The 26604-nt window shown below is 45.7% G+C and carries 22 protein-coding genes; 11 read left to right on the top strand and 11 right to left on the bottom strand.

The window, feature by feature from the left end:
* The first annotated feature begins 61 nt into the window (after nt 1-61).
* From tgt to secF, 4 genes are all read left to right on the top strand, one after another.
* Nucleotides 62-1192, top strand: a complete 1131-nt coding sequence (gene tgt, locus F995_RS02345; RefSeq protein WP_004645159.1) for a tRNA guanosine(34) transglycosylase Tgt — start codon at nt 62-64, stop codon at nt 1190-1192.
* Between the two features lie 100 nt (nt 1193-1292).
* Nucleotides 1293-1622: a preprotein translocase subunit YajC gene (gene yajC / locus F995_RS02340; RefSeq protein WP_004645158.1), complete on the top strand. Its 330-nt coding sequence runs from the start codon at nt 1293-1295 to the stop codon at nt 1620-1622.
* A gap of 51 nt (nt 1623-1673) precedes the next feature.
* Nucleotides 1674-3572: a protein translocase subunit SecD gene (gene secD, locus F995_RS02335; RefSeq protein ID WP_004645157.1), complete on the top strand. Its 1899-nt coding sequence runs from the start codon at nt 1674-1676 to the stop codon at nt 3570-3572.
* A gap of 8 nt (nt 3573-3580) precedes the next feature.
* Nucleotides 3581-4555, top strand: coding sequence for a protein translocase subunit SecF (gene secF, locus F995_RS02330; protein ID WP_171057021.1), 975 nt, complete (start codon nt 3581-3583; stop codon nt 4553-4555).
* A gap of 58 nt (nt 4556-4613) precedes the next feature.
* Here secF and F995_RS02325 read toward each other — a convergent pair whose 3' ends face one another.
* The 5 genes from F995_RS02325 to cysM all read right to left on the bottom strand — a co-directional run bounded on the left by F995_RS02325 (nt 4614) and on the right by cysM (nt 10868).
* Nucleotides 4614-5264, bottom strand: coding sequence for a hypothetical protein (locus F995_RS02325; RefSeq protein ID WP_004645154.1), 651 nt, complete (start codon nt 5262-5264; stop codon nt 4614-4616).
* A gap of 100 nt (nt 5265-5364) precedes the next feature.
* The gene (locus F995_RS02320; protein WP_004645153.1) at nt 5365-7674 is read right to left on the bottom strand and encodes a RelA/SpoT family protein; all 2310 of its coding nucleotides are present in this window, start codon (nt 7672-7674) and stop codon (nt 5365-5367) included.
* A gap of 32 nt (nt 7675-7706) precedes the next feature.
* On the bottom strand, nt 7707-9095 hold the full coding sequence (gene rlmD / locus F995_RS02315) for a 23S rRNA (uracil(1939)-C(5))-methyltransferase RlmD (RefSeq protein ID WP_004645152.1): 1389 nt from the start codon (nt 9093-9095) through the stop codon (nt 7707-7709).
* Nucleotides 9096-9101: 6 nt separating this feature from the next.
* The gene (locus tag F995_RS02310) at nt 9102-9920 is read right to left on the bottom strand and encodes a 3'-5' exonuclease (protein ID WP_004645151.1); all 819 of its coding nucleotides are present in this window, start codon (nt 9918-9920) and stop codon (nt 9102-9104) included.
* An 18-nt stretch (nt 9921-9938) separates the two neighbouring features.
* The gene (gene cysM, locus F995_RS02305) at nt 9939-10868 is read right to left on the bottom strand and encodes a cysteine synthase CysM (RefSeq protein WP_004645150.1); all 930 of its coding nucleotides are present in this window, start codon (nt 10866-10868) and stop codon (nt 9939-9941) included.
* A 362-nt stretch (nt 10869-11230) separates the two neighbouring features.
* Between cysM and F995_RS02300 the strand changes: the two genes are divergently transcribed.
* From F995_RS02300 to rsfS, 5 genes are all read left to right on the top strand, one after another.
* A complete protein-coding gene (locus tag F995_RS02300) occupies nt 11231-14038 on the top strand; it encodes a GacS-like sensor histidine kinase (protein WP_004645149.1) in 2808 nt (935 codons plus the stop codon).
* 106 nt (nt 14039-14144) lie between these two features.
* Entirely contained in the window at nt 14145-14933 is a 789-nt protein-coding gene (locus tag F995_RS02295) for a crotonase/enoyl-CoA hydratase family protein (protein WP_004645147.1), read from the top strand.
* Between the two features lie 36 nt (nt 14934-14969).
* Nucleotides 14970-15839 carry an NAD(P)-dependent oxidoreductase gene (locus tag F995_RS02290; RefSeq protein ID WP_004645146.1) on the top strand — a complete coding sequence of 290 codons (870 nt, stop codon included), beginning with the start codon at nt 14970-14972 and terminating at the stop codon, nt 15837-15839.
* Between the two features lie 39 nt (nt 15840-15878).
* Entirely contained in the window at nt 15879-16667 is a 789-nt protein-coding gene (locus tag F995_RS02285) for a hydroxypyruvate isomerase family protein (RefSeq protein WP_004645145.1), read from the top strand.
* 81 nt (nt 16668-16748) lie between these two features.
* On the top strand, nt 16749-17156 hold the full coding sequence (rsfS, locus tag F995_RS02280) for a ribosome silencing factor (protein WP_004645144.1): 408 nt from the start codon (nt 16749-16751) through the stop codon (nt 17154-17156).
* Nucleotides 17157-17423: 267 nt separating this feature from the next.
* Here the strand turns inward: rsfS and F995_RS02275 are convergent, their stop codons facing one another.
* From F995_RS02275 to F995_RS02265, 3 genes are read right to left on the bottom strand one after another with little or no spacing between them, the layout of a single operon-like run.
* Nucleotides 17424-18869 (bottom strand): NAD(P)(+) transhydrogenase (Re/Si-specific) subunit beta, encoded by a 1446-nt coding sequence (locus F995_RS02275; RefSeq protein ID WP_004645143.1) that lies wholly within the window; start codon nt 18867-18869, stop codon nt 17424-17426.
* A 3-nt stretch (nt 18870-18872) separates the two neighbouring features.
* On the bottom strand, nt 18873-19196 hold the full coding sequence (locus tag F995_RS02270; RefSeq protein WP_004281642.1) for a proton-translocating transhydrogenase family protein: 324 nt from the start codon (nt 19194-19196) through the stop codon (nt 18873-18875).
* 11 nt (nt 19197-19207) lie between these two features.
* Entirely contained in the window at nt 19208-20335 is a 1128-nt protein-coding gene (locus F995_RS02265; RefSeq protein WP_004645141.1) for a Re/Si-specific NAD(P)(+) transhydrogenase subunit alpha, read from the bottom strand.
* Nucleotides 20336-21318: 983 nt separating this feature from the next.
* Between F995_RS02265 and F995_RS02255 the strand changes: the two genes are divergently transcribed.
* Nucleotides 21319-22506, top strand: coding sequence for an MFS transporter (locus tag F995_RS02255; RefSeq protein WP_004645139.1), 1188 nt, complete (start codon nt 21319-21321; stop codon nt 22504-22506).
* Between the two features lie 15 nt (nt 22507-22521).
* Here F995_RS02255 and F995_RS02250 read toward each other — a convergent pair whose 3' ends face one another.
* Entirely contained in the window at nt 22522-23166 is a 645-nt protein-coding gene (locus tag F995_RS02250; RefSeq protein WP_004645138.1) for a hypothetical protein, read from the bottom strand.
* Between the two features lie 274 nt (nt 23167-23440).
* Between F995_RS02250 and dusA the strand changes: the two genes are divergently transcribed.
* Nucleotides 23441-24466: a tRNA dihydrouridine(20/20a) synthase DusA gene (gene dusA, locus F995_RS02245; protein WP_004645137.1), complete on the top strand. Its 1026-nt coding sequence runs from the start codon at nt 23441-23443 to the stop codon at nt 24464-24466.
* 50 nt (nt 24467-24516) lie between these two features.
* Here the strand turns inward: dusA and F995_RS02240 are convergent, their stop codons facing one another.
* The gene (locus F995_RS02240; RefSeq protein ID WP_004281611.1) at nt 24517-25029 is read right to left on the bottom strand and encodes a hypothetical protein; all 513 of its coding nucleotides are present in this window, start codon (nt 25027-25029) and stop codon (nt 24517-24519) included.
* A 229-nt stretch (nt 25030-25258) separates the two neighbouring features.
* Nucleotides 25259-26533: a bifunctional phosphopantothenoylcysteine decarboxylase/phosphopantothenate--cysteine ligase CoaBC gene (gene coaBC, locus F995_RS02235; RefSeq protein WP_004645136.1), complete on the bottom strand. Its 1275-nt coding sequence runs from the start codon at nt 26531-26533 to the stop codon at nt 25259-25261.
* Nucleotides 26534-26604: the final 71 nt, after the last annotated feature.

Genomic DNA, 26604 nt, shown 5'->3' with positions numbered 1-26604 from the left:
AATAGCGCCCTTTAGCTATAACAATCAGCGAACTGTTTTTTCGCCTTGATGTGGAACTCCTATGAAGTTTGAAAAATTAGGTCAGTCGGGCCGTGCCCGTCGTGGTCGTTTAACGCTTGAACATGGTGTGGTGGAAACCCCGATGTTCATGCCTGTGGGTACGTATGGTACGGTCAAGGGCCTGTTGCCACGCGACATTAAAGAGATCAAATCTCAAGTCATTCTGGGCAATACTTTCCATTTGTATCTACGTCCAGGACTGGATGTAATTCGTGAACATGGCGGCCTGCACGGATTTATGAAATGGAATAGTCCCATTTTGACCGATTCAGGCGGCTTCCAGGTCTTCAGTCTGGGCGCAATGCGTAAAATTAAAGAAGAAGGTGTGACCTTCCGCTCGCCGATTGATGGTTCAAAAGTATTTTTATCTCCTGAAATTTCAATGGATATTCAGCACACGCTGAACTCTGACATTGTGATGATTTTTGATGAATGTACCCCGTACCCTGCGACGCATGAAGAAGCGCAAAAATCTTTGCAACTTTCTTTACGCTGGGCCAAACGCTGTAAAACCCAGCATCATGACGTGCTGAAAAACCGTAATGCGCTGTTCGGTATTATTCAAGGCGGCATGTATGAAGATTTACGCGATGAATCTTTAAAAGGCCTGCTAGAAATCGACTTTGATGGTTATGCGATTGGTGGTCTGTCCGTGGGCGAACCAAAAGAGGAAATGATCAAGGTACTGGATTATCTTCCAGAAAAAATGCCTGCAGACAAACCGCGTTATTTGATGGGTGTCGGCAAGCCTGAAGATATTGTGGAAGCGGTGCGTCGTGGTGTCGATATGTTTGACTGCGTGATGCCAACCCGAAATGCACGTAACGGTCACTATTTTGTGACAGACGGCTTGGTGCGCATTCGTAACAGTAAATACCGTCATGACCAAAGCCCGCTCGATCCGCATTGCGACTGCTATACCTGCCAGAATTTCACCCGTGCGTATTTATTCCACCTGGAAAAATGTGGGGAAATGCTCGGCTCTATGCTCGGTACGATTCATAATCTGCGCTATTACCTGCGTTTGACTGAAGCGATGCGTGATGCATTAGACAACGGTACATTTGACGAATTTGTTCATGACTTTTATACCCGCCGTGGCCTGGAAGTTCCACCTTGTCCGCAAGATTAATCCATCAGCATTTGCGCTGAGGAAAAAGACAATGTAAATTGCAAGAATATGTCAATTTATTATCGAGTTGATCACCAGTTTTTTATTTTAGGAAAATGTAATGAGCCTTTTTATTTCGACTGCTCACGCTGCAGGTGAAGCTGCACAACAACCAAGCATGATGGCGAACCTTTTGATGATTGCTGTTTTTATTGCAATCTTCTATTTCTTGATCTGGCGTCCTCAATCTAAACGTGCCAAAGAACACCGTGCTTTGGTCGACAGCCTTGGCGTTGGCAGTGAAGTGGTATTTGCAGGCGGATTAATGGGCAAAATCACCAAGATTGAAGGTGACTTCGCAGTGGTTGAATTGAGCCGTGGTGTAGAAGTCAAAGTTCAACGTGCAAGTGTGATCTCAGTCCTCCCTGAAGGCACTTTAAATAACCTTTAATCAAAAATAGTCGTGCCCTCGCACGACTTTTTCATTTTAAGAAGAAAACGAATGCGTTACCCAGCATGGAAATATGTACTGATCCTGGTTGTCCTGGTGATCAGTACCTTATATGCCCTGCCAAGTTTGTATCCAGATGAACCTGCTGTACAGATTTCGGGTGCCAAAGCCGGTACTCAAATTGATGCAAGCATCGTACAAAAAGCAGAGCAAATTTTAAAAACTGAAAATATTGCCACCCATGACAATAGCTTTGGCAACAATGCAGCCTTATTACGTGTAGATTCAAGTGAATCGCAGCTTAAAGCCAAAGAGGCTTTACGTCGTGGTTTAGGTGATGATTACGTGGTTGCACTGAACCTTGCCCCGACCACCCCAGAATGGCTGCAAAAAATTGGTGCCAAACCAATGAAGCTCGGCCTGGATTTACGTGGTGGTGTGCACTTCTTGCTTGAAGTGGATATGGACAAGGCCATTTCCCAGCGTATGGAAACCTCTGCGACGGATCTACGTCGTCAGTTGCGTGATAACAACCTGAAATTTAATAGCCTGAATTTAAGCAACAACACCATTGTGATGCAGTTTGCCAACAATGATGACCGTTCTGCAACGATGGACTTCTTGCGCCGTAATGGCAATGAGTTTACCCAGCAGGCTGTTGCGACCGAAACCGGTTCGACTTTACGTTTGAACTATACTGATGTGCGTAAGCAAGAAATTGAATCTTATGCAGTCAACCAGAACTTGACCACTTTACGTAACCGTATTAACGAGTTAGGTGTGGCGGAAGCAATGGTTCAAACTCAGGGCAGCAACCGTATTGTGGTTGAGCTTCCGGGTGTACAGGATACCGCTGAAGCGAAACGTGTCTTGGGCCGTACCGCGAACCTCGAGTTCCGTTTAGTGTCTGACCTGAATGATCAATATATTGATCCATATACCGGTCAGGCAACGGGTGCATTGCCACCAGGCACAGAAGTATTCGCTTATGAATCACTGGACAGTGGTCGTCAGCTCCTCCTGAACCGTAACCGTATCTTAACCGGTGAACGTGTTCAGAATGCCTCAAGTGGCTTTAGCCAGGATACAGGCGGTGCAGAAGTAAATATTACCCTGGACAGCGCAGGCGGCAAACTGATGTCGGATGCCACCCGTAATGCGGTCGGCAAACGTATGGCCGTCTTGTTCATCGAGAACAAACAGCGCATTAATTATGTGGAAGATCCTGCGACCGGCACTCAAACTGAAGTTCGTACCCCGTATACTGAATCTGTGGTGATTAACGCTGCAACCATTCAGGCAGTACTGGGTTCTCAGTTCCGTATTACCGGTCTGGACTCGCCGCAAGAAGCTGCTGAACTTGCCTTGATGCTGCGTGCAGGTGCGTTGGCTGCGCCAATGTACTTTGTAGAGGAACGTGTGATTGGTCCAAGTCTGGGTCAAGAAAACATCGACAAAGGTGTACTTTCAACTCAGATCGGTTTCCTCTTAGTCGCAATCTGGATGGTGGTATTCTTCCGTGTGTTTGGTGTGATTGCTAACTTTGCGCTGGTCTTTAACCTGGCGATGATTCTGACAGTCATGTCCTGGATTGGTGCTTCCCTGACCCTTCCTGGTATTGCCGGTATCGTCATTACCATCGGTATGGCGGTCGATGCCAACGTACTGATCTGTGAACGAATACGGGAAGAAATGAAATGGGGGGCGTCGCCAAAACAGGCGATTGTGGCCGGTTATGATCGTGCCTATAACACCATTTTCGACTCGAACTTGACCACCTTCCTAGTGGCGTTCATTCTGTTCGCGATTGGTACAGGTCCGATCAAAGGCTTTGCCGTAACCCTGATGATTGGTATTGTCTGCTCGATGTTTACTGCCATTACAGTAACACGTGCCGTGGTACAGCTCATTTATGGCAAAAAACGTAACTTGAAAAAGTTGAGCATTTAAGGAGATCACTGATGACTGAAAATACTCAACTGAATCAAAAACAGTACGGTCGCCCGGAAGACGAACGCATTATTCCGTTTATGAAGATTGCGATGCCTGCGGCATTGTTTTCAATCCTCTTAACTGTTGCGAGTATCTTCTTTATTGCCACCAAAGGCCTGAACCTCGGTTTGGACTTTACCGGTGGTGTGGCAGCCGAATTAAACTATACCAATCCGGTCAAACCTGAAGATGTCTCCAAGGCATTGAATCAGGCAGGTTTTAATGATGCTGTGGTACAAACCTTAGGGTCTGAACGTGACCTGATGGTGCGTATGCCGGTTCAGGAAGATATCGAAGCTGAAGACTTGACCAAGGCTGTTACAGCAGCGGTTCAACTGCCAAATAATGCGGCAGAAGTACCCAAGGTCGATGTCGTCGGTGGACAGGTCGGTAACGAGCTCTATGTCCGTTCTGGCGGTGCTGTGGCATTAGCACTCCTGTTGATGCTGGTCTATGTCACTATCCGCTTTGAGTTCAAGCTAGCCATGGGCGCCGTGTTGTCGCTATTCCATGACATCATCGTCACCCTCGGGATTTTTGCGATGATGCAGTGGCCATTTGACCTCACTGTACTTGCGGCACTCCTTGCAATCATCGGTTTCTCACTCAACGATAATATCGTGGTTTCTGACCGTATCCGTGAGAACTTCCGTAAGATTCGTGGTGCCGAACCGGTCGAGATTATCAACATTGCCCTGACTGAAACGTTGCGTCGTACCATTCATACCTCCATGACCTTATTGCTCGTGGTGCTTGCCATGATGCTGATGGGTGGTGATGGCCTGAAATGGTTCTCGATCGCGATGTTTGTTGGTGTCTTTGTCGGAACATATTCGTCGATCTATATCGGTACAGCCTTTGCCCTATGGCGTGGTCTGAACCGTCAGGACTTTATTGTTCAGGTGAAGCCAGAATTTGAAGACGAGAACCAGATTCCATAATCTGTTCTATTTCATTTTCATCGTTCAGCCCATCTTTTGATGGGCTGAATTATTTCTGCTATTTGAATATGCTCGCAGTGGGAAGAATCGCAATGACTGGATGGATTTTCTCAATATCGTTTTTTTGGAAAACCACCTTTCTGTTTTCATCCAGACTTTGAAATTCATAATGATCCCGAGCTTCGCTCACCAACTGCAAAATGAGCTGCAGGCCATTGAGCAGATACACACAGAGTATGCCTGTAGTGGATAACTCGGCCTGTTTGTCACAAATCAACCACCAGCCCGGTTTTAAGCTGGGAAAATAATACGGCCCTGCTACCTGAATCGCATAATGCTGTGCTTGCAAATGAAAAATATCCTGATTGAATGAGAGCGCTGAATCTATAGGAATAAGTGCAAATGCCTGCTGTTGCACCACCTGCATCTGAAATAATACGCCTTGCTCTGGAATTGGAGCTAATTCAACTTTTGGTTCAGCCGACTGATCTAAAATAAGAGTATCCAGACCCAGTTGTTGTTCCAGTTCCCTTGCTGCCTTTTCCCCGATCTGGCGTTTGCTATTCAGCAATTGCGCAATATATGACGCAGACAAGCCGAAATACTCACAGATCTCTTTGCCGGTTTTAAATTGCTGCGTCTCGATCAGCAGATCAATCACCTTGGCCAGATTATTTCGTCTACGTTCAAATATTTCGGTCGCGCTCATCTTGGTTTGCTGGTCTATTTTTTATGCATGTGATTCAAATACATTACAATAAAAAAGCCCGCAATTGAATTACAGGCTTTTTAAACTTACATAAGGGGAATTAAGTGCCCTGTACCAGACGGCGCGCGCTGATAATTCCCGGCTGCTGCTCAAGACGGGCCAATAGCTTGGAAAGTTGTGCCAGACCTTTGACTTCAATCAGCAGCTTCATATTGGCAATACCGTCCGCTTCCGAAATGGTATTCACCTGACGGATATTGATCTGATCAGAGAAAATTACCTGGGTCAGATCTTTGAGCAACCCACGTCGATCGTAAGCTTCCACCACAATCTGTACGCTCTGACCACGTGTTGGCTGCATTTCCCAATCAGCTTCTACAGCACGTTCAGGCTCTTGGGTGATCATGCGAATATAATCTGGACAGGCCACCTTATGAATGCTCACCCCACGATTCAGGGTAATATAGCCAGCGATCGACTCACCATGCACCGGTTGGCAACATTGCGCGACATGCAGTTCCACGTTATCCAGACCGTCGATCAGAATCCCGTGAGCTGAAAGTGTATGACTAGCACGCGGATTCAAGGCAGGTTTTAGCACCAGTTCAGGTTCGTCCTGATCCAGATGCATATGACGATTCACCTGATTAATCAGGGCATGCAGGCTGATATCGCCATTGACCAGATTGACCAGAATGTCATCACCGGTTTTGACATTGAAGTGGTTGCAATAATCACTCAGATCAATCGATTTCGGGTGAATTGCCAGACGTGATAGTTCCTTGTTCAGTACTTCACGGCCAACTTCCAGATTCTTGCTGCGATCTTGCTGGCGGAACCAGTGGCGCAGCTTGTCCCGCGCACGGGCAGTTTTGATATAACCCAGCGAATTAACCAGCCAGTCCCGGTTCGGTTCCCGGTCTTTTTTGGTCAGAATTTCGACCTGTTCACCAGTTTTCAAAGTATAGGTCAGCGGTACATAGCGCTGATTTACCCGTGCGGCATAGCACTTGTTCCCTACTTCGGTATGCACATGATAAGCAAAGTCCAGCACCGTCGAATCACGCGGCAGCTCTTTGATATCACCATCACGGCTAAACACATAGATCTTTTCAAAACCTTCGAAATCTTGAATATGCTCAAAATTCTCTATTTCATCTTCAGATTCTTTATGTGCACTGCTTTCATTGCGCTCTTGATAATGCTCAAGTACCGCACGTAAAGAATGCAGACGATGGTTAAAGGAGCGATCTGTAGTTTTCGCGCCTTCTTTATAATTAAAGTGTGAACACACCCCAAGTTCAGCTTCGTCATGCATTGCATGGGTACGAATTTGTACTTCTAGTGACTTGTTCTCGGCAATCACTGCTGTATGTAAAGAACGATAGCCATTGGCTTTCGGGTTGGTAATATAGTCATCAAACTGATGCGGAATATGGCGCCAGATCTGATGCACAATACCTAAAGTGTGATAACACTCCGGCACACTTTTCACCAGTACCCGTAAAGCACGAATATCATAGAGCTGGTCAAAGCTCAGGTTCTTGCTTTTCATTTTTCGATAAATCGAATAAATGTGTTTCACCCGGCCATTAATTTCAGCTTCGATACCATGCTCGGCCAATTCATTGCGTAATTTATCAATCACAAACTGAATATACTGTTCACGCTCCAGACGCTTTTCATTCAGTAAGGAAGCAATTTCTTTATAACGTTCCGGCGCAAGATAACGGAAAGCCAAATCTTCCAGCTCCCACTTCAACTGGGCAATACCCAAACGGTGTGCCAGTGGTGAGTAAATGGTCAGAATTTCTCGAGCCACCCGTTCCTGACGCTCACGCGAGGAATTGGCCAGTTCACGCAAGGCATAAGTACGTTCAGCCAGTTTGACCAGAACGACACGTACATCTTCAGTGACCGAGATCAGCATTTTGTAAATGCCAGACAGATGTTCACGCTGGTTATTATTGAAATGATCTTCCAGGCGTTTATTTTTTTCGATCAGCTCAGACAGCTTACCCATGGCAAGCGTACCTTTGACCAGGCTATGCACCTGTTCGCCGAACTGTTCCAGTACTTCGCCGAGTGGCATGACGCCTTCACGAACAGCACGGTACAGCATGGCTGCGGACAAAGTATCTTCATCGACATGCAGATGCGCCAGAATATCCGCCATCTCAATACCGGTATAAAAGGTATTGGAGCGGTGCTGAACCGTACTTTGCAGCTCTCTTTCTAATGTTAAGTGGGCGACTTCTTCGAGCTGCGTTAAAGGTGCGCCATCTAATATGCCACGAACCCGATCCAACCATTCAGTCAGATCCTGGTGTGCTTGTTCGGCATGTTCTACAGTCGTCTCCTGTGACAACTCATTGAGTCGTCCAGGGAGTTGCTCACGTACTGTGACCATACCCGTCTCCTACTTTTAAAAACATCATTTCTTTAATCGTTTATTTGATTTTCTTTTTCGAACAATGCGATTGATTCAACATGTCCAGTATGTGTAAACATATCCATCACGCCCGCTTGGGTGAGACGATAGCCCTGTTGTACCAAGAGTCCTGCATCTCTGGCGAGTGTCGCAGGATTACATGACACATAAACGATTCTTTTAGCTCCAAACTGAGGGATATAATGCATTACTTCTTCTGCCCCGGCACGTGGCGGGTCGATTAATAATGCATCAAAACCTTGATTTGCCCAAGTGTGGTGCGAGAAATCTTTGGTTAAATCTTGTGAATAGAACGCTATTTGTGCAATACCATTGTTTTTGGCATTTTCCGCACCACGTCGAACCATTTCATCACTTCCCTCGACCGCAATCACCTGACCCGACGCACCAACACAGCGCGCCAGCGGCAAAGAAAAGTTTCCTAATCCACAAAACAGATCCAGAACCCGTTCACCCTGTTGTAGCTGAAGCAAATCACATGCCAATCGTACCATTTGCGGATTGATGCTTGAATTTACCTGGGTAAAGTCCAGAGGATTAAAGCCGAATTTCACATCAAAGTCATCAAGACCATAGTGTAAGCGTGCAGATGCTTCTGTATCATCTATTCGCGAAAGCGTTTCTTTGCCGGCAGGCTGCAGATACAGTTGCCAGCCTTTCTGTAACGTAAATTCGCGCAATTGGTTGACATCATCGGCAGATAATTTTGCAGTTTCACGCACCAGCAGCGCAATGTCCTGATCCCCCATGGCCAATTCTATATGACCGATGTCGGCCTTACCATTCAGACCTTGCAGCAATTGTTTAAGACGTGTAACCGAGCCAAACTCGCGATCCAAGATCATACAGCGATCAATCGGTGTCAGTTTGTTGGACTGATTCTCACGAAAACCCACCACCAGCTGATCCTTGGAAGGTAGATAACGCACCCCAATCCGGGCTTTACGGCGATAATCTTCACGTTGTGAACGTAAAGGCGGTAGCCATTGATCAGGCTGGATTCCAGCAAAATGCTGTAGATGCGATTTCAGCACATTCTGTTTCAGTTCAATCTGCGCATCCGCAGCGATATGCTGCATATTACAGCCACCACAGATCCCAAAATGCGGACACACCGGCTTCACGCGAATCTCGGAAGCGTCGCTCAACAATTCAAGACTGTCGGCTTCTTCGAGTTTTTTAACTTCACGGGTAATGCGGGCACGCACGGTTTCACCCGGCAAGGCATAACGGATAAAGACTTTCTTGCCATGTTTATGCTGCGGATGATCCGGATGTGAACCATAATGAGCGATACCACGTCCCTCATGCGATAGTGACTCAACCTGAAAAATGTACTCGGGTTGCTGGATAGGACGTGCTTGTGCTCGATGTTTCATGAAAACCTAGGGTATGGAGATGGGAAAATCAAATTGGGTAAATTCAGTTCGTTGCGAAGTCTCACGCCAAACTGATAAAAAGTCCGCATGCTGCGGTTGAGTCTGCAAATATTGAGTCGTGCTTTGCAGCAGATGCTGATAATCCGGCAGTAACAGCTGGCCTTTTAACAGCAACCAGCGGATATACACCAGCCAGGTATTCAGGACATCACCTTCACAATAAGACGTCAGTTCGGTCCATTGCTGATTGCGGACATATTCCGGAACCCGATAGGCTCCGTCACCGCGCTTGCCTGGATAGCCCAGCAAATGTGCAACATCATCCAGCTTCTGGAAATGACGGGCATGAAACATGGCCATCACATCCATCAAGTCGACATGACGATGATGGTAACGATTCTGGTAGTTATTATAACGCTTTTGCGTATCAATTTCGCCCTGATCGAACAGACTCGGTGCAGAGAGTCCATGATACATGGCGCGGTATAAAATTACTGGTAAATCAAACTGTGAGCCATTCCAACTCACTAGAGTCGGATGTCGCTTGTCAAAAATGGACAAGAATTTTTTCAAAATTTCTGCTTCAGAATGCTGTTCTCGACTAAAGGAAAACAGCTTCATACCCTGTTCATCCATCCATAAACCGGAAATACAGACAATTTCATGCAGCGGTAAACGCTGAAAATCAGAGCCTGAATCCTGACGGCGTAATTTGGTCAGGGCCTGATCCAGATCTGCTTCGGGCAGGTCCAGACCAAACAGATGCGCGCCTGATTTGAGATCGGTTTGGGTTTCAATATCGAAAGTTAAAACAGGCAGGCGCATAAAACAGTGCTCAAATAATTATTCAGGATCTTGTACAGAGAATAACCCTGTAGACAAGTAACGGTCACCACGGTCACAGATAATACACACAATCACTGCATCCGGATTTTCTTCTGCCAGTTTAATCGACGCCCACACTGCCCCACCAGAAGAGGTGCCGGCACTGATGCCTTCTTTCTGTGCCAGCTTGCGCATGGTTTTTTCAGCTTCAATTTGTGGAATATCAATAATGCGATCCACGCGACTGCGGTCGAAAATGGTTGGCAAATATTCTTCTGGCCAGCGACGAATTCCGGCAATGCTTGAACCGTCAGATGGCTGTAAACCCACGATCTGAATATCAGGATTCATTTCTTTCAGGTATTTTGACACACCCATGATGGTGCCGGTGGTGCCCATTGAGCTGACAAAATGGGTAATCTTGCCACCGGTTTGCTGCCAGATTTCTGGACCCGTAGTCAGGTAATGCGCTTCAACATTGTCCGGATTTCCGAACTGATTCAGCACCAGACCCACGCCATCATTTTGCATTTGAGCAGCAAGATCACGTGCACCTTCCATGCCCTGCTCTTTGGTTACTTCAATCAGCTCGGCACCATAAGCACGCATCGCATCCTTACGTTCCTGACTCATATTGTTCGGCATGATCAGCTTCATTTTATAGCCACGCATTGCTGCGACCATCGCCAATGCAATCCCTGTATTTCCGCTCGTTGCCTCAATCAGGGTGTCACCCGGTTTGATCTGACCGCGTTTTTCCGCTTGCATGATCATATTATAGGCCGGGCGGTCTTTCACCGAACCTGCCGGATTATTGCCTTCGAGTTTCGCGAGTACTGTAGCTTGAGTGTGACTTGCCAGACGCTGCAAACGCACCAGTGGCGTTTTGCCTACATAATGGTCTAACAAAAATTCATCTGCTTGAAAATCAGGGGTGGTATTACTCATTATTTGCACCTATATCGAGGTGCGGCTATTGTATGAAAAAATGCTTTTCCCTGCACCCATTTAGCAAGGCTTTTTCAGAAAACTCACTAAAACTCACACACTATCAAGCCATAAACTACATTTCCCGATAATTTAGCCAGGTGAAGCAGCTCGCTAATGAAGATGAAAATACTATTTCAGTCTGGCACTTTTACAGATTGAAATTTCGTGCGTCTTAGTCTTGCTGTACCTGAGCAAAATTAACTGAAATCTCTTGTATTTTTAACTGCTAATCCGAAGCTTTATAAAAATTATGCTTAAATTTTAACTGTCGATTTAAAGCATGCTAATATGCCAGGCATAAAGAAAATACTGCTTAAATCATGTCAACGATCAACAAAAAGCTGTTTAAACGCCTACACTTAAATCATGCCTATGGACAGCTGATTGCGCTGATTTTTGTGCCGATTACCATTTTGGCCTGTGTCGGTGCCATGCTGGTGTTGACTGAGACCTCGAATGCCGCACGTGCCCAGCAGAAGCAGATGGCCATTGCGATTCTCACCCGTTTTCAAGGCACCTCAGAATATGCACTGGATATCTTGAATCTGTATCCATGGCAATATGACCAGGCTCACAACGCCATGCAGAACATGCTGAATGAAAAGCATCTGGTTCGGGCAGCAGTTCTGGATGAAAATGGCAAGAACCGTTTGGGCATTGGTTTTCAGGAACAGGCGCCTTGGCCAGAATTTGAGAAAAGCGGCAATTTTGTTGGTCCGATTCTGCATCAAGATAATCATATCTATGCCATTAAAGTGAATGAAAACACTTTTTCTACCGGCTGGCTGGCGATCGAACTGGATAACCAGCCGCTAGCAATTGCCCGTTACCGGGTACTGATCGTACTGATTGCGACCGGATTACTGACCTTATTATTGTTATTACTTTGCTTGAATTTCTACTCACGGCGCTGGATCGCCCCAATGTATGAGATTCGCATGCAATTGCAACGCCTGAATGCCGATACCCTCGGCCAGCATATGGTGATTAACAGCACCGGCGAGCTGCGTTTATTGCAACGTGATATCGCCAATGTGGTGAAACGTTTGCATTTCAGCTTTCTGGAACTGCGTGAACATACCGAACAGACCGAAGACGATTTACGCCGCACCCTCGACACTTTAGAAGTCCAGAATATTACCTATCGTCAGGCACGCGACCAGGCGATCTCGGCCAACCAGGCCAAGTCGGTGTTTCTGGCCAATATTTCCCATGAATTGCGCACCCCGCTGAACAGTATTGATGGTTTTATTCATCTGTTGTTACGTCAGGGCAATCTCAGCAACGAGCAGAGCCTGTATTTGCAGACCATTCGTAAGTCTTCGGCGCATTTGCTGGCACTGATCAATGATGTTCTGGATTTTTCCAAAATTGATGCCGGCAAACTGGAACTGGAAACGGCACCTTTTGATCTGGAAGAAGCGATTTTTGATGTGATGGACATGTTGTCACCTCTGGCAGCACAAAAACATATTGATATGGCCTTCTATTATGCAGATGGTGTGCCAAAACACATTATTGGTGATGCGCTACGATTTAAACAGATTCTGACCAACCTGATTTCCAATGCGATCAAATTCACTCCGGATGGAGAAATCATTGTCCGGGCACGCATGGAACATGATGGAATGGATCAGTGTGTGCTGCATTTTAGTGTACAGGATAGCGGCATTGGCCTGAGTGGTACCGACCGTAAAAAGCTGTTTGAGTCCTTCTCGCAGGGTGATACCTCGGTGACCCGTCAGTTTGGCGGTACCGGGCTTGGTCTGGCAATTTCCAAACAGCTGGTCAGCCTGATGCATGGCCAGATTGGTTTTGAAGACAATCAGGAACGTGCTCCAACCGAAAAAGGCTCTACTTTCTGGTTTACTGCCCAGTTCCTGGTCGATGAAGATACCGTGATTGAGCATCCAGATTTTAGCGAATTGACCGTGGTGTCTTATCTTGCACATCCGGCAACTGCGAATGTGCTGCGGCATTATCTGGAAAATTATCAGGTTAAACATATTGAATGTGCATCAATTCTGGATCTGTTTAGCCGTCTGAATCATTTACAGAATAGCGAAAATACCTGGCTGATCGTCGATCATAGTGGTGACAGTGAGGTCTTGTTACGCGAAATCCGTTCACGTTATCAGGGTCATCTGGCTGTCTATGGTTATCAGATGCAGCTGGATCCAAGCATGCTCAACGACCATCGTGCCCGTGCCCTGCATCAGCCACTCAGCCGCAGCGCGCTGATTCAATTACTCGGCAATCAGCCGGTCTTCGATCAGGAGCAGCATGAAGAATTTAATGGTCAAGGCCTGCATATTCTGGCCGTGGATGATCATTTGCCGAACCTGATTGTTCTGGAAGCCTTACTGGGCGAACTCAATGTCACCACAACCAAAGCCCTCAGCGGGCAGGAAGCGATCGATATTATTCAGCGCCGTTATGAACAGGAACAGCCGGCATTTGATCTGGTCTTTATGGACATTCAGATGCCAGTCATGTCGGGGATCGATACCACCCGTGCTATTCGCTCGCTGGAATCAACTTTTGAAAATCATAGCCGTCTGCCGATTATTGCACTGACGGCACATGCGCTTTCTGATGAAAAACATAAACTGCTGCAAAACGGCATGGATGATTATGTCACCAAGCCGATTCAGATCGAGCAGATTATCCAAATTTTGACGCACTGGACCACCGAGCATTTTAAACGGATTCCGGTACTGGAACGTGCCAATGTGATTGATGCTCTGGATCCAAATATTCTGGACTGGCAGCAAAGCCTGCAACTGGCAGCCAATAAGGAGGATCTGGCGGTAGACCTGTTACGCATGCTGGTAGACAGCTTTGCAGATGAACTCGATGAAATGCAGCAACTGATTGAACTGGAAGATTTCCCACAACTGGAACATGTGCTGCATCGTTTATACGGCGCGACCCGCTATGTCGGTGCACCGACTTTACAGAAAGTCACCGGTGGCTTTGAACAGTTCGTTTCAACCCTGCGCAAAGAACGCCGTAAGGCCGATGAAAACTTTGTTCAGGACGTGCTGAAATATTTTGATGAACTCAAAGCCGTGGTTGAACAGGTTGAACAGGCTGCCCAGCAAATTTTGAAGCAACATTTGAATTAAACCTCTGAAGTGGCTCAGTCCATGACTTAAGAAGTGTGACTGAGCTGTCATGCAAGCCTAAAGGCTGCATGCTATGCTCAAGCCAGGAAAAATAAGGAAGAATGCCATGTCACTCGTGCGCTTGGAAAAAAATAACGGCATTGCCACTGTTACACTGAATCGTCCGGATAAACGCAATGCCATGAGCTTTGCCCTGCTGCGCGAACTGGTCGCGACTGCACAAAAAATCAAAAAAGATAAAAGCATCCGATGTGTGATTTTAACGGGAGAAGCCCAGGTCTTTAGTGCCGGTATTGATCTGGCAGATTTAAATAATCCTAAAAATCGTGCTTATGCCGCATGGGAACTGATCCGTCCGGGTCAAAGCTTATTTCAAAAAGCATTTCTGGTCTGGCAGGAATTGCCAGTCCCGGTGATTGCAGCGATGGAAGGCTTCTGTTTTGGTGCCGGCATGCAGCTTGCTCTGGCCGCAGATATCCGCATTGCCCATCCTGAGACCAAAATGTCAATTATGGAAACCCGTTGGGGACTGGTACCAGACATGGGACTCAGCCGCTCACTGAAAGGCCTGATTGGTATTGATCTGGCAAAAGAGCTGACTTTGACTGCCCGGATTTTTGAGGGCGAATATGCCAAAGAAATCGGTCTGATCACCCATGTCGATGAACAGCCATTGGCGAGAGCACAAGCCTTGGCTGAAGAAATGCTGCAACGTTCTCCAGATGCCCTGATGGCTTCTAAATTTGTACTGGATGCCATGCAGCATCGTCCGAATAAATCCCTGCGTATGGAAAAAATCTGGCAATTGAAATTGCTGCTGGGTAAAAACAGTCAATTGGCCCGTAAAAAAGACAAGAACCCAGAGGTTCAATTTGTGCCACGCCAATACAAATAAGTCGAGTCTGAGTCAAAGCAAGGAATAAGAGAAAGTATGCAATTGAATCTTGATACTAAAATTGCCTTCTTAGGGATGGGATTAATGGGCGCTCGCATGGCTATGCGTCTGCTTCAGGCAGGTTTTCAGGTGGCGGTCTGGAACCGTACACCTGCGGCCTGTTATCCGCTGTTAGACTTAGGTGCGACTGCGCTATCTTTAGACCAGATTGCAGATTACCCGGTGATACTCACCTGTCTGGCAGATGATCAGGCAGTGCAATCTGTTTTTGCTCAGATCGAACCGTATTTGCTTACGGAGCAAGTGATTGTGGATTTTTCCAGTCTTTCGGTACAGCAAACTCAAGCACTTGCCGCGCAAGCACAGGCCAAGAAAGTAATCTGGATTGACTCTCCAGTTTCAGGCGGTACCGCCGGAGCTGAACAAGGCAGTCTGGTGATTTTTGCCGGTGGTAATGCCGCGACTATTGAAAATCTTAATCCGATCTATGCAGTACTTTCACAGCGCGTCACCCGTATGGGCGACACAGGTACCGGTCAGGCGACCAAAATCTGTAATCAGCTGATTGTGGCTGCCAATAGCACCTTGATCGCAGAAGCGGTCGCCTTGGCTGGACTTGCTGGAGTGGATACACGTTTACTGGCGCCTGCGCTGGCAGGTGGTTTTGCCGACTCCAAGCCTTTTCAGATTCTGGCACCACGCATGGCCACGCAGACTTTTGAACCGGTGCAATGGAAAGTACAGACCTTATCCAAGGATCTGAATAATGCCGTGCAACTGGCCCAAAGCTTTGATCTGGATGTTCCGGTCGCGACTCAAGCTTTAACGCAGTTACATGCCCATCAAGCCCAAGGCTTTGCCGAAGCAGATCTGGCCACTGTGATCCAACAGCTGAAACACTCATAACGCTTGATTGATGCAACCCTGAATATTGAAGAGACCTACATGATTAAACTTGCCGTCAACCTGTCGATGATTTTTACCGAAGTGCCGCTTATAGAACGCTTCGCGCTGGCTCGTGCACAGGGCTTTAATCATGTGGAAATCCAGTTTCCTTATGAGCTCACCATTGGCCAGATTCAAAACCAGCTCAGCATGCATCGGCTGAACTTGTGCCTGATTAATGTGCCAGCGGGCGATTTAATGCAGGGCGGTCATGGCCTGGCCGGCATTCCAGGACAGGAAATCGAGTTTCGTCATGCTGTTGAGCAGACCATCCAGTATGCCACGGCGTTGAATGTACCGCGGGTGAACATTCTGGCAGGAAAACAGCCTAGGGATTGTGATCTTTTACCCTGCCTGAATACGCTGGCGAGTAACCTGAAAATGGCCTGTTCAATGCTGCTTGAGCATCAAATTGAACCGGTCTTCGAAATGATCAATGGCACCGATATGCCACGTTTTTTGATTCAAAATATTGCCCAAGCCCAGGAAATGCTGGAAGCGGTACATCATCCGGCCTTAAAAATGCAGTACGACTGTTACCACATGGCAATGATGGGCGAAGATGTCCTGGAAACTTTGCAAGAAAATATTGCCTCGATTGGTCATATCCAGTTTGCAGATTGTCCGGGACGGCATCAACCCAATACGGGTTCAATTCAATATCATGATATATTTCAGTGGTTAAAACATAGTCAATATCAAGGTTATGTCGCTGCCGAGTATAAACCTAGCGGACATTCCAACGATTCCTTTGACTGGAAAGCTGAGTTCTTTCCGGAGCATGACTGAGTGGACTGCGGCTTCATTTGAAATTCAGGACTAAAACCGCTATATTAGACCATGCATAATTGTTAGGAAATTACACTCCCCATGAATTTAGAACCATCGCCCAGCGCTTCTAATTCTCACGATCTTACTATGAATTCAAATTCTCAAGCTGTACAGGACTGCTTAAAAGTCGTACATGCTGCACTTGAAGATGTAAAAGCAAAAGAAATTGTTGAGCTTGATGTCAGCGGTATCAGTAATGTGGCTGATGCTATGGTCATTGCAAGCGGTACATCGACACGTCACATCAAATCATTGGCCAATAACGTTGCTGAAGAAGCACGTAAAGCTGGCTTCCGCCCTCTTGGTATTGAAGGCGAACGTGATGCTGAATGGATCCTCATCGACCTTGGTTATGTGGTGGTTCATTGTATGCTTCCAACAGCGCGTAAATTCTATGACCTAGAAAGCTTATGGCGCAATCCTACAGATACTGACTCTGTAGCGTAAAAACCGAATATTCAAAAAAGCGACCTGTGTAGGTCGCTTTTTTATTGCCTGTTCATCTAACTTTATAAGCATTAATACAACTCAATCTGTTCGCTATTTTTTAATTTCCATCTTGTCTTATGCACCGATTTGATTGGTATTTTAGGATCAATTCATCATCAACATAGACGTTCGATGATCACTCAATCATCCTTTTCCCAAGATATAAAATAAAAAATCCCCCTTTATTAAAAGGGGGACTTAGGAGGATTCTAATGATTTAGATGATTAGTGACCCGTACCATTAATGGCTTTAGTCATATCTTCCACCACTTTCTTGGCATCACCAAAGATCATCATGGTCTTGTCATTATAGAACAAGTCATTGTCGAGACCCGCATAACCGGTTGCCATAGAACGCTTGATCACCATAATCGTACGTGCCTTATGGGCTTCCAGAATTGGCATACCATAAATTGGCGATGTTGGATCATCTTTCGCCGCAGGGTTCACAACGTCGTTCGCACCAATCACTAGCACTACATCTGTTGCCGGGAAGTCCGAGTTGATCTCATCCATTTCCAGGATGTCTTCATACGGTACGTCCGCTTCAGCAAGTAGTACGTTCATATGACCTGGCATACGACCTGCTACAGGATGAATCGCAAAACGAACCGTTACGCCCTGCTCTTTTAGCAAGTTAGCCAATTCTTTTACCGCATTTTGTGCACGGCCTTGCGCCATACCATAACCCGGTACAATCACCACGCTGTCTGCATTTGACATCAGGAAGCCTGCATCATCTGCCGAGCCAGAACGGTGATTACGTTGGACCTGTTCACCTGCTCCTGCTGTCGGCGCAGCTGCACCGCCCATCGCACCGCCAAACAAAACGTTGATGATTGAGCGGTTCATCGCTTTACACATGATGTAAGACAGAATAGCACCTGAAGAACCCACCAGTGAGCCTGCAACGATCAACATGTTGTTTTCTAAGGTAAAACCAATACCAGCTGCTGCCCAACCCGAGAATGAGTTGAGTAGCGATACCACCACTGGCATATCACCACCACCGACTGGTGCAATCCATACCCAGCCGAATGCCAGCGCAAGACCTGTCATCGCCCAGAACGAGGTCATATTGCCAGTCAGGAAGAAGTGAACACCAAAACCTAACATTGCAATAAAGATAATTGCCTGAACCGGTTTCACCCATGCACCTGAAATGGTTTTCGCCCATTTCTTTGCAGCCAGTTTGCCGTAAGCAAAGACTGATGCTGTAAAAGTAATCGCACCTACGAAACAGCCCACAAATAGTTCAAATAAATGAACACGACTCATTTCATGAAAATTGATACCATTGGCAGCCAACAGGTCTGGACCTAGTTCAATCAATTTGTTGTTGTGAATAATGGCAGCGACAGCAATCAAGACCGCAGCCAGACCCACCAATGAGTGCATCAACGCTACAGTCTCAGGCATCTGGGTCATTGGAACTGTGCGTGCACGGGCAATACCCACGATTGCACCCAGTACCATTGCACCAATAATCATCCAGACCACTGGATTCTCAGCCACAAAGAAGGTAGTCACGACCGCAATGGCCATCGCGATCATCCCGTAACGGTTACCGGCAATCGCAGTTTTAGGACCTGATAAACCACGTAGCGTCAGGATAAAAAGAACGGCACCAATCAGGTAGAACCAATCCGCATATTCTCGAATCATTTCCATGGATTAACCCTCTTTTTTCTTTTGCTTAGGTTTAAACATTTCCAGCATACGAGCAGTCACGGCAAAGCCACCGAAAATATTAATGCTCGCCAGGAATACTGCAATCGCGCCAAGTACGCTCACCACGTTAATGGTCTGGAAATCCACGCTACCTTCAACGCCAATCACCGGCAGGCCAACAGTCTGAATCATTGCACCGACAATAATGATCGATGACAAGGCATTGGTGACCGCCATCAACGGCGTATGCAATGCTGGTGTTACACCCCACACCACGTAGTAACCTACGAAAATGGCAAGGACAAAAATCGTAATTGTTTCAACCATGAGTCTTCTCCTTAACCACGTTTCAGCAGCACTTGGCCGCCATGAGTGACGAGTAGGGCTTTTTGAATTTCTTCTTCTTGATTCAGGACAAAATTCTTATCTGCATCAAATAGTGTTTCAACGAAGTTAAATACGTTACGAGCGTATAAAGCAGAGGCTTCAGTTGATACAGTCGACGGAATATTTGGAATGCCGAGAATTTTGACGCCATTGTCGGTATGGACTGTTTCGCCACATTTCGAACCTTCGACGTTGCCGCCAGACTCTACTGCCATGTCCAAAATTACTGAACCTGGTTTCATTTTCGCAACTGTTTCAGCACGGATTAAACGCGGTGCATCACGGCCCGGTAAAAGCGCTGTGGTAATCACGATGTCAGCATTTGATACCGCTTTATCAACAATTGCAGCCTGATCGCGGATGTATTCTTCACCCGGCATCCAGCCATAACCATTTTTGGCAGCATCAGCCGCTTTTTGCTGCTCTTCAGCAGACATCGGCACGTCTAGCCATTTACCGCCCAGAGATTCAACCTGATCTTTGGCAGTTGGACGCAAGTCCGTGGCTTCAACGATGGCACCTAAACGTTTTGCAGTGGCAATCGCTTGCAGACCCGCTACGCCGACACCCATAATCACCACACGAGCCGGTTTAACCGTACCCGCAGCAGTCATCAGCATCGGGAACATGCGCTGGTATTCAGCCGCAGCCAAAAGCACCGACTTGTAACCTGCAAGGTTGGCTTGAGAAGACAAGACATCCATGTTCTGCGCACGAGATAAGGTTCGTGGCAAAAGTTCCAATGCAAATGCAGACACGTTTTGTGCCGCGAATTGGTCAAGCTCAGTATTACGGTAAGGATCAAACATTGCCACGATAGTGGTATTCGGGTTGAGTTTTTGAATTTCCTCACCTTTCGGTGCACGAACTTTTAAAATCAACTGACTGCCGGTGTAGGCATCATCCGTAATTTTGGCACCAACTTGTTCATAGGCACTATCGATATAGGCAGCTTTAACCCCTGCACCACGTTCGATAATCACGCTATGTCCTGCGCTGATCAATTTCTTTACTGTCTCTGGCGTCGCAGCGACGCGATTTTCACCGACAACAGTTTCGGCTGGAATTCCGATCTGCATGAGCGTTCCTCAAGCTAATTTTTCTTAAGTAAACATCGTGTAAAACGATGCTTCCCCTCAGGATGTGTTCTTGTTGAATTTTTGGATTCTAATCAAACTGTTTGAAATTACCACCTACTATTTATTTAATAAATACCTATATTTTGAACTGATGATTCATAAAAATGATGCTGCAATAGCACATTTATTTAATTCAACGGCTATTCATATTCGATGCTTTTATAAACGATATTCATTCCGCTGAATGAAATATCCAGATTTTACTGGTGTAAATAAGCGCAGATTTCTGATTTATTTTGTTACATTGATGATTCTGACAATGATTGCTGTATTTCCTGATTTAGAAGCAGACTTTCAATTTCTCTAGTCCCTATAGATAGCGGCACTTTAGCTGCGCCGTTTTTTTAGTTTTGACTTTTTTGACAGATTTAGCACTCAAGCAAGAGCACTGTTTTTAGATGTTAAAATCGTATTTTATGAAATGATAGAATTTGATTTGAGCAGATCTTCATCAGACACAATTAATAGATCTGACAAAAAGTAATCGCTAAAATTTTATAAGACTCAGGTCTCAAACAGTCAGATAAAGGGTAGAAAAAAAGCTGGATGACTATTTATTATATTAATGTACTGAACTTGATTCAAAATGGAAAATCTCATTTTCGCACCAAATTTGCGCAATAAAATAGAGTAAATATTCCACTTTTTTGACCTCAGTGCTCTTTTTTATTGTTTTTACTTTAAGCTGCGCTTTAATGAAGCAACCCCATCATTAAAAGATAAAAAATTCTGTAAATATTCACTCATACTTTCTATTTGAAATTGCACTTCTTTCATTAAGCTGCCTGAGTTCTAACAATTTTCAATGCTGGCAATATTTCTCTACTTTTAAAGCAAGAACTTCTGGCCTATAGTGCCCTCAATTTGAACATTATTCTCATTCCTCATTTAAGTTCTTCCGGTCTGAATACAAGGTTAGCCCTATGCACACGCCCCTCGATATTAGTCAAAATAAGCCCTTATTATGGCTGATGGCGATTGCATGCGGCTTATGTGCCGGCGCTAACTATTATTGCCAGCCGCTGATTTCATCGATTCAGCAGTATTATCAGGTGCCTGAATCACAAGTAGCGCTCACCGTCACCTTTGCTCAAATCTCTTATGCCTTGGGCCTGCTGTTTATTGTGCCTTTAGGGGACATGCTAAATAAAACCAAACTGATCCCCTTTCTCATGCTGGGTGCGGCAGCAGGTTTATTTATTTGTGCCAGTGCAGTGAATCTGCCGATGCTCTGGGTCGGCACTATCATTGCCGGACTGTTTTCCGTGGCTGCACAGATTCTGATTCCCTTGGCCACCATGGCGGTCAAACCGGAAAAAACCGGAGAAGTGGTGGGCTTCCTGATGAGCGGATTACTGGTGGGCATTCTGCTCTCGACCAGTATTGCCGGATTACTTTCCGACCTGTTTCACTGGAAAATGATTTATATCGTCAGTGGCATAAGTATGCTGGCTTTAAGTTTTTATTTGAAAGGAAAACTACCGAGCCTGCCACGTCTGAGAATCAGCTATACAGCGATTTTTAAATCTATGGGGATATTACTCAAGCAGGAACCACGTCTGGTATTGCGTTCACTGACAGGTGCGTGTGCTTTTGCTGCCATGAGTATGTTGTTCTCCACCATCGCTCTACTGCTAACGCAGGAACCTTTTCAGCTTTCTGATGTCATGGTCGGACTGGTCACGCTGGTCGGTGTATTTGGCGCACTTTCCACGCAGTTCATTGGCAAATGGGCCGATCGTGGCCATATCAAAACACTGAGCTGGATCGGCTGTTCTATCCTGGTGGGGAGCTGGCTGTTTTTATATTTTGGTGCAGTGTCTTTGCTGAGTTATATTTTGGGTTATGGGCTGATAAATCTTGGACTCGCGATTACGCACAGCTGTAACCAGAACGTAATTTTCCGCCTGCGCCCGGATGCCAAATCACGGGTCAATTCACTCTATATGACCTTGTATTTTATTGGTGGTGCATGTGGTTCAGCCTTAGGGGTTTATGCCTGGCATCACGGTGGCTGGAGCATGACCTGTCTGGCAGGACTTGGGCTAGCTTTGTGCGCTACCTTATTCGCCCTGCTGGATCAATGGTATCAGGCCAGAACAACTGCATAAGTATTTTGACTATATTTAGCTGACTTGCGCCGCCGGATAATAAGGCTTATTCAGATCAAGAGTTTGTGAATTTTCCAATAAAATACAGATAAAAACCGGCAATAAGGCTGCCAGAATCCGGCAGCTTTCCTCTAATGATTTATAATTCAGCGAGCTGTGATACGTGGCGCCACCCTGCATTATCTGATGGTGCAAGGTAGATAAACGCTGAAATATTCCAGCTAAAATTTCAACAGAATTTCGTTCTTTTAAAGCATGCTGTATATTTTTTTTCTGTGTTTCCAGATCAGCTTGACAGCTTTCCAGACTAATTTTCTGATGGCGATAATCCCAAAAGCTTTGTTCCACATAGGGATTGGCCAAGAGTGAGCGAATCGGCTGGTGGTATTTGTCCCAGAGAATATGATTAATTTTCTGATCCAGATCCTTTTGGCAGAGCATTTCCAGAAACTGCTGTAGCTTGCTTTGATCTTGAACTAGATCACTCTCATCTGCATAAATCGCCTGAAAGCTGATCCACAGGCTGATAAACTTAAAATCCAGATCCTGATCCAGGTCTAGCGATTTTTTAAACCAGCCTAAGCCCCGATGAATTCTTAAATTAAAATGTGCCGAATTTTGTGCTTTATGGCTTTTATAAATTTCCTCCAATAACAACATGATTATTCTCCTTATTTCTAGCGTTTTTATCTTCATCTTTCTCCTATCAAAATATACCATTCCAACCTGACTGGGAATTCCAATTTTATTTCTTGTTTCATTCCCTGGATTTATTGGCTTGGTTTAAGTTCGCCGAGTGGTTTTTCTGATTTTATGCTAGTATTACGCCCTCTTTTTGCGACGTCAGCCGATCCGGTTTTAGCCAAGAACCAATAGCTGAGTGATCGCATGGATTGCTTCTTCTTTCTTCCATTTCGTTAAGGCGTGATTTTGAATGACTGATCTGACCACCATTGAAAATAAACTTCAACCACGAATCAGTGTTGCGCCGATGATGGATTGGACCACCAAAGATTATCGTTTCTTTGCACGTATGTTTAACCCGAATGTGATTATGTACACTGAAATGGTCACCACAGGTGCGATCATTTATGGTGATGCCAAACGTCATTTGGACTTTAATGCGGAAGAGCAGCCAATCGTTTTGCAACTCGGCGGCTCGAATCCAAAAGATCTGGCAATCTGTACCAAGATGGCGCAGGACTGGGGCTATAACGAAGTCAATTTAAATGTAGGTTGCCCAAGTGACCGGGTACAAAATAATAAAATTGGTGCCTGTCTGATGGCGGAGCCTGATCTAGTCGCAGAATGTATTGCTGAAATGCGTCATGCGGTGGATATTCCAGTGACCGTAAAACACCGGATCGGAATTGATGATATGCAATCTTATGAAGAGATGCTGCATTTTGTCGATACCGTGGCCAAAACCGGCTGCAATAATTTTATCGTGCATGCGCGGATTGCCTTATTAAAAGGTCTATCACCTAAAGAAAACCGCGACGTGCCACCCCTACGTTATGAAGATGTCTACCGTTTAAAACAGGATCGTCCTGATCTGCTCATCGAGATCAACGGCGGAATTAAAACCTATGCCGAAACGCTGGAACATCTCAAACATGTGGATGGGGTGATGATTGGCCGCGAAGCCTATCATAATCCTTACTTACTGGCTGAACTGGGCCAGTTATGGAATCTGGATGCACCAGACCGTTTTGACATTATGCAACAGATGCTGCCTTATATTGCCCAGCGCATGGCCGAAGGTGCACCTTTATCCATTATTACCCGTCATATTTTAGGACTGTTCCAGAATTTGCCGGGTGCACGTAAATGGCGTCAGGCTTTAAGCGGTGGTAATGCCAAAACCTTGAAAGATGTAGAGACTGCACTTTTTAATATTCAGGAAGCGATGCAGCGTACCGAAGATTATGTACGTGAACATCAACAAGTTGAGTCCTAAACACAAAAAGCACCAATGATCGGTGCTTTTTTATAGCGATTGCGCATGAGTTATTGCGTATACGCCGTGATATTGCCGACCGGAATCGGCTCTTCCTGATAAGAAACATCTTGTAATGCAGGTTCAGCCACTGGTGTGATTAGAGAGCCGGAGACATTCTGGTTCGGTTCATCTACAGGTTCCAGATCATCCAAGGCTGAGGCCAGTTGCTGTAATTCTCGATCCAGTTGCTGACGATATTTTTCAATTTCAATTTCATCAATAAAAGCAAAGGCATCATCTTCAATCGACCAACTATACCCGCCATCTACCTTAAAGACTTTTACATGAATGGGATATTCCTCACCCTGATAATTCAGATGAGAAATGGCCTGAAACTCATTCCCCTGACGCTGGACAATTTTGACCTTTTTCACGGTAAAACGATAGTGTTGATAATCTCGATTGGAATTAAATTCACGTTGCATCTGCGTTTGAATATTTCTGGCCAGTTCATCCATCGAGACAAAATAACTGCATCCAGCCAGACAGGCGACCATCCATAACATCATGATTTTTTTCATAGCGCCCCCTCTTTTTTCTTTCCACTTCCTGCTTATAGCCGATATATACAGTATTTTTATCTTTGCTTATTCTGTGACCCATTTTATGCTTTTTTGCAAAAACAATAAACAAACAGCGCTTCGATTAAGACTAAATATTTATGGTTTCTATAGTTTTTTTGAATTAATGATAAAAAATCAGCTATAAAAAAACCCTGATGGATTCAGGGTTTTTTCGATACAGATCATTTTAAAAATCATCATCACTGGATGGATCACGATACAGGGCATCATGAATAGCTTCGATCAACTGCTGGGCAATCTCCTGCTTGGAGGCTTTTTCCAGATCACGTTTGTCTAGCTGATAATGCTCGGCAAAGAATACTGTCATGGCATTTTCATCCGAAGCAAAACCAATATCTGCACGTGAAACATCATTGCAGGCAATCATATCCAGCTTTTTCGCGACCAGCTTTCCGGCAGCATATTCTTCAATATTGCGGGTTTCTGCAGCAAATCCGACCATAAATGGACGTTTTTCCTGCTGGGCAATGGTGGCGACAATATCCGGATTTTTCACCAAGGCTACATTCAGTTCATCACCAGCTTTCTTGATTTTATGCTCGGCTACTTCTGCCACACGGTAATCGGCTACTGCAGCTGTCGCAATAAAGATATCGCAACCATTTTCCAGCATCTGCATGCTTTCATTCAGCATTTGTACGGCAGAAGAAACATTCTTACGTTTTACGCCATTTGGGGTATCCAGACTGACCGGCCCTGCAATCAAGGTGACATTTGCCCCTGCTGCATAACAGGCGGCAGCCAATGCAAAGCCCATTTTTCCGGTACTGTGATTGGAAATATAACGCACTGGATCAATCGCTTCGCGGGTCGGGCCTGCGGTAATCGTGACTTGTTTACCAGCAAGCAGGCCAAATTTTTCCGCAATCGCACGTTGGGCTTTATGGAAATATTCGGTTACCTGATGCGCTAAATCTTCCGGCTCAGGCATCCGGCCCAAACCTACATCACCACAAGCCTGTGATCCTGCGTCCGGCATGATCACATGCACACCATCTTCGATCAGTGTCGCAAGATTACGCTGCGTTGCTTTCGCCGCCCACATTTGCTGGTTCATGGCGGGTGCCACCCAGACGGGTGCTTTTGTTGCCAGATATAAAGTACTTAAGAGATCATCAGCCAGACCTGCGGCAAACTTTGCCAAGGTGTCACAGCTGGCCGGTGCTACCAGCAACAGATCTGCCCAACGTGCCAGCTCGATGTGGCCCATGCCGGCTTCTGCTTCAGTATCCAGCAATTCGGTATGTACAGGATTGCCCGATAAGGCTTGAAAGGTTAAAGGTGTAATAAAAGCCTGTGCACCGTGAGTCATGACGACCCGCACATCAAATCCGGCATCTTTCAGACGACGAACCAGAATTGCACTTTTATAGGCAGCAATACCGCCAGTAACGGCCAAAATGATATTTTTATGAGGAATTACACTTAGATCAAAGCTCACGAACAGATTACCTTGCTGTTGCAGTGGGGCTCACAATAGCATTAAATAATCGCATCCCCAAGAGATCAGCT

The sequence above is a fragment of the Acinetobacter sp. CIP A162 genome, from assembly GCF_000367905.1.
Taxonomy (GTDB): domain Bacteria; phylum Pseudomonadota; class Gammaproteobacteria; order Pseudomonadales; family Moraxellaceae; genus Acinetobacter; species Acinetobacter lwoffii.
This window is presented reverse-complemented; position numbering and strand designations above follow the sequence as displayed.

Excerpts from the sequence above, each read along its gene's own strand:
- tgt (WP_004645159.1), top strand. The coding sequence starts at position 62 with ATGAAGTTTGAAAAATTAGGTCAGTCGGGCCGTGCCCGTCGTGGTCGT.
- yajC (WP_004645158.1), top strand. The coding sequence starts at position 1,293 with ATGAGCCTTTTTATTTCGACTGCTCACGCTGCAGGTGAAGCTGCACAA.
- secD (WP_004645157.1), top strand. The coding sequence starts at position 1,674 with ATGCGTTACCCAGCATGGAAATATGTACTGATCCTGGTTGTCCTGGTG.
- F995_RS02325 (WP_004645154.1), bottom strand. The coding sequence starts at position 5,264 with ATGAGCGCGACCGAAATATTTGAACGTAGACGAAATAATCTGGCCAAG.
- F995_RS02320 (WP_004645153.1), bottom strand. The coding sequence starts at position 7,674 with ATGGTCACAGTACGTGAGCAACTCCCTGGACGACTCAATGAGTTGTCA.
- rlmD (WP_004645152.1), bottom strand. The coding sequence starts at position 9,095 with ATGAAACATCGAGCACAAGCACGTCCTATCCAGCAACCCGAGTACATT.
- F995_RS02310 (WP_004645151.1), bottom strand. The coding sequence starts at position 9,920 with ATGCGCCTGCCTGTTTTAACTTTCGATATTGAAACCCAAACCGATCTC.
- cysM (WP_004645150.1), bottom strand. The coding sequence starts at position 10,868 with ATGAGTAATACCACCCCTGATTTTCAAGCAGATGAATTTTTGTTAGAC.
- F995_RS02300 (WP_004645149.1), top strand. The coding sequence starts at position 11,231 with ATGTCAACGATCAACAAAAAGCTGTTTAAACGCCTACACTTAAATCAT.
- F995_RS02295 (WP_004645147.1), top strand. The coding sequence starts at position 14,145 with ATGTCACTCGTGCGCTTGGAAAAAAATAACGGCATTGCCACTGTTACA.
- F995_RS02290 (WP_004645146.1), top strand. The coding sequence starts at position 14,970 with ATGCAATTGAATCTTGATACTAAAATTGCCTTCTTAGGGATGGGATTA.
- F995_RS02285 (WP_004645145.1), top strand. The coding sequence starts at position 15,879 with ATGATTAAACTTGCCGTCAACCTGTCGATGATTTTTACCGAAGTGCCG.
- rsfS (WP_004645144.1), top strand. The coding sequence starts at position 16,749 with ATGAATTTAGAACCATCGCCCAGCGCTTCTAATTCTCACGATCTTACT.
- F995_RS02275 (WP_004645143.1), bottom strand. The coding sequence starts at position 18,869 with ATGGAAATGATTCGAGAATATGCGGATTGGTTCTACCTGATTGGTGCC.
- F995_RS02270 (WP_004281642.1), bottom strand. The coding sequence starts at position 19,196 with ATGGTTGAAACAATTACGATTTTTGTCCTTGCCATTTTCGTAGGTTAC.
- F995_RS02265 (WP_004645141.1), bottom strand. The coding sequence starts at position 20,335 with ATGCAGATCGGAATTCCAGCCGAAACTGTTGTCGGTGAAAATCGCGTC.
- F995_RS02255 (WP_004645139.1), top strand. The coding sequence starts at position 21,319 with ATGCACACGCCCCTCGATATTAGTCAAAATAAGCCCTTATTATGGCTG.
- F995_RS02250 (WP_004645138.1), bottom strand. The coding sequence starts at position 23,166 with ATGTTGTTATTGGAGGAAATTTATAAAAGCCATAAAGCACAAAATTCG.
- dusA (WP_004645137.1), top strand. The coding sequence starts at position 23,441 with ATGACTGATCTGACCACCATTGAAAATAAACTTCAACCACGAATCAGT.
- F995_RS02240 (WP_004281611.1), bottom strand. The coding sequence starts at position 25,029 with ATGAAAAAAATCATGATGTTATGGATGGTCGCCTGTCTGGCTGGATGC.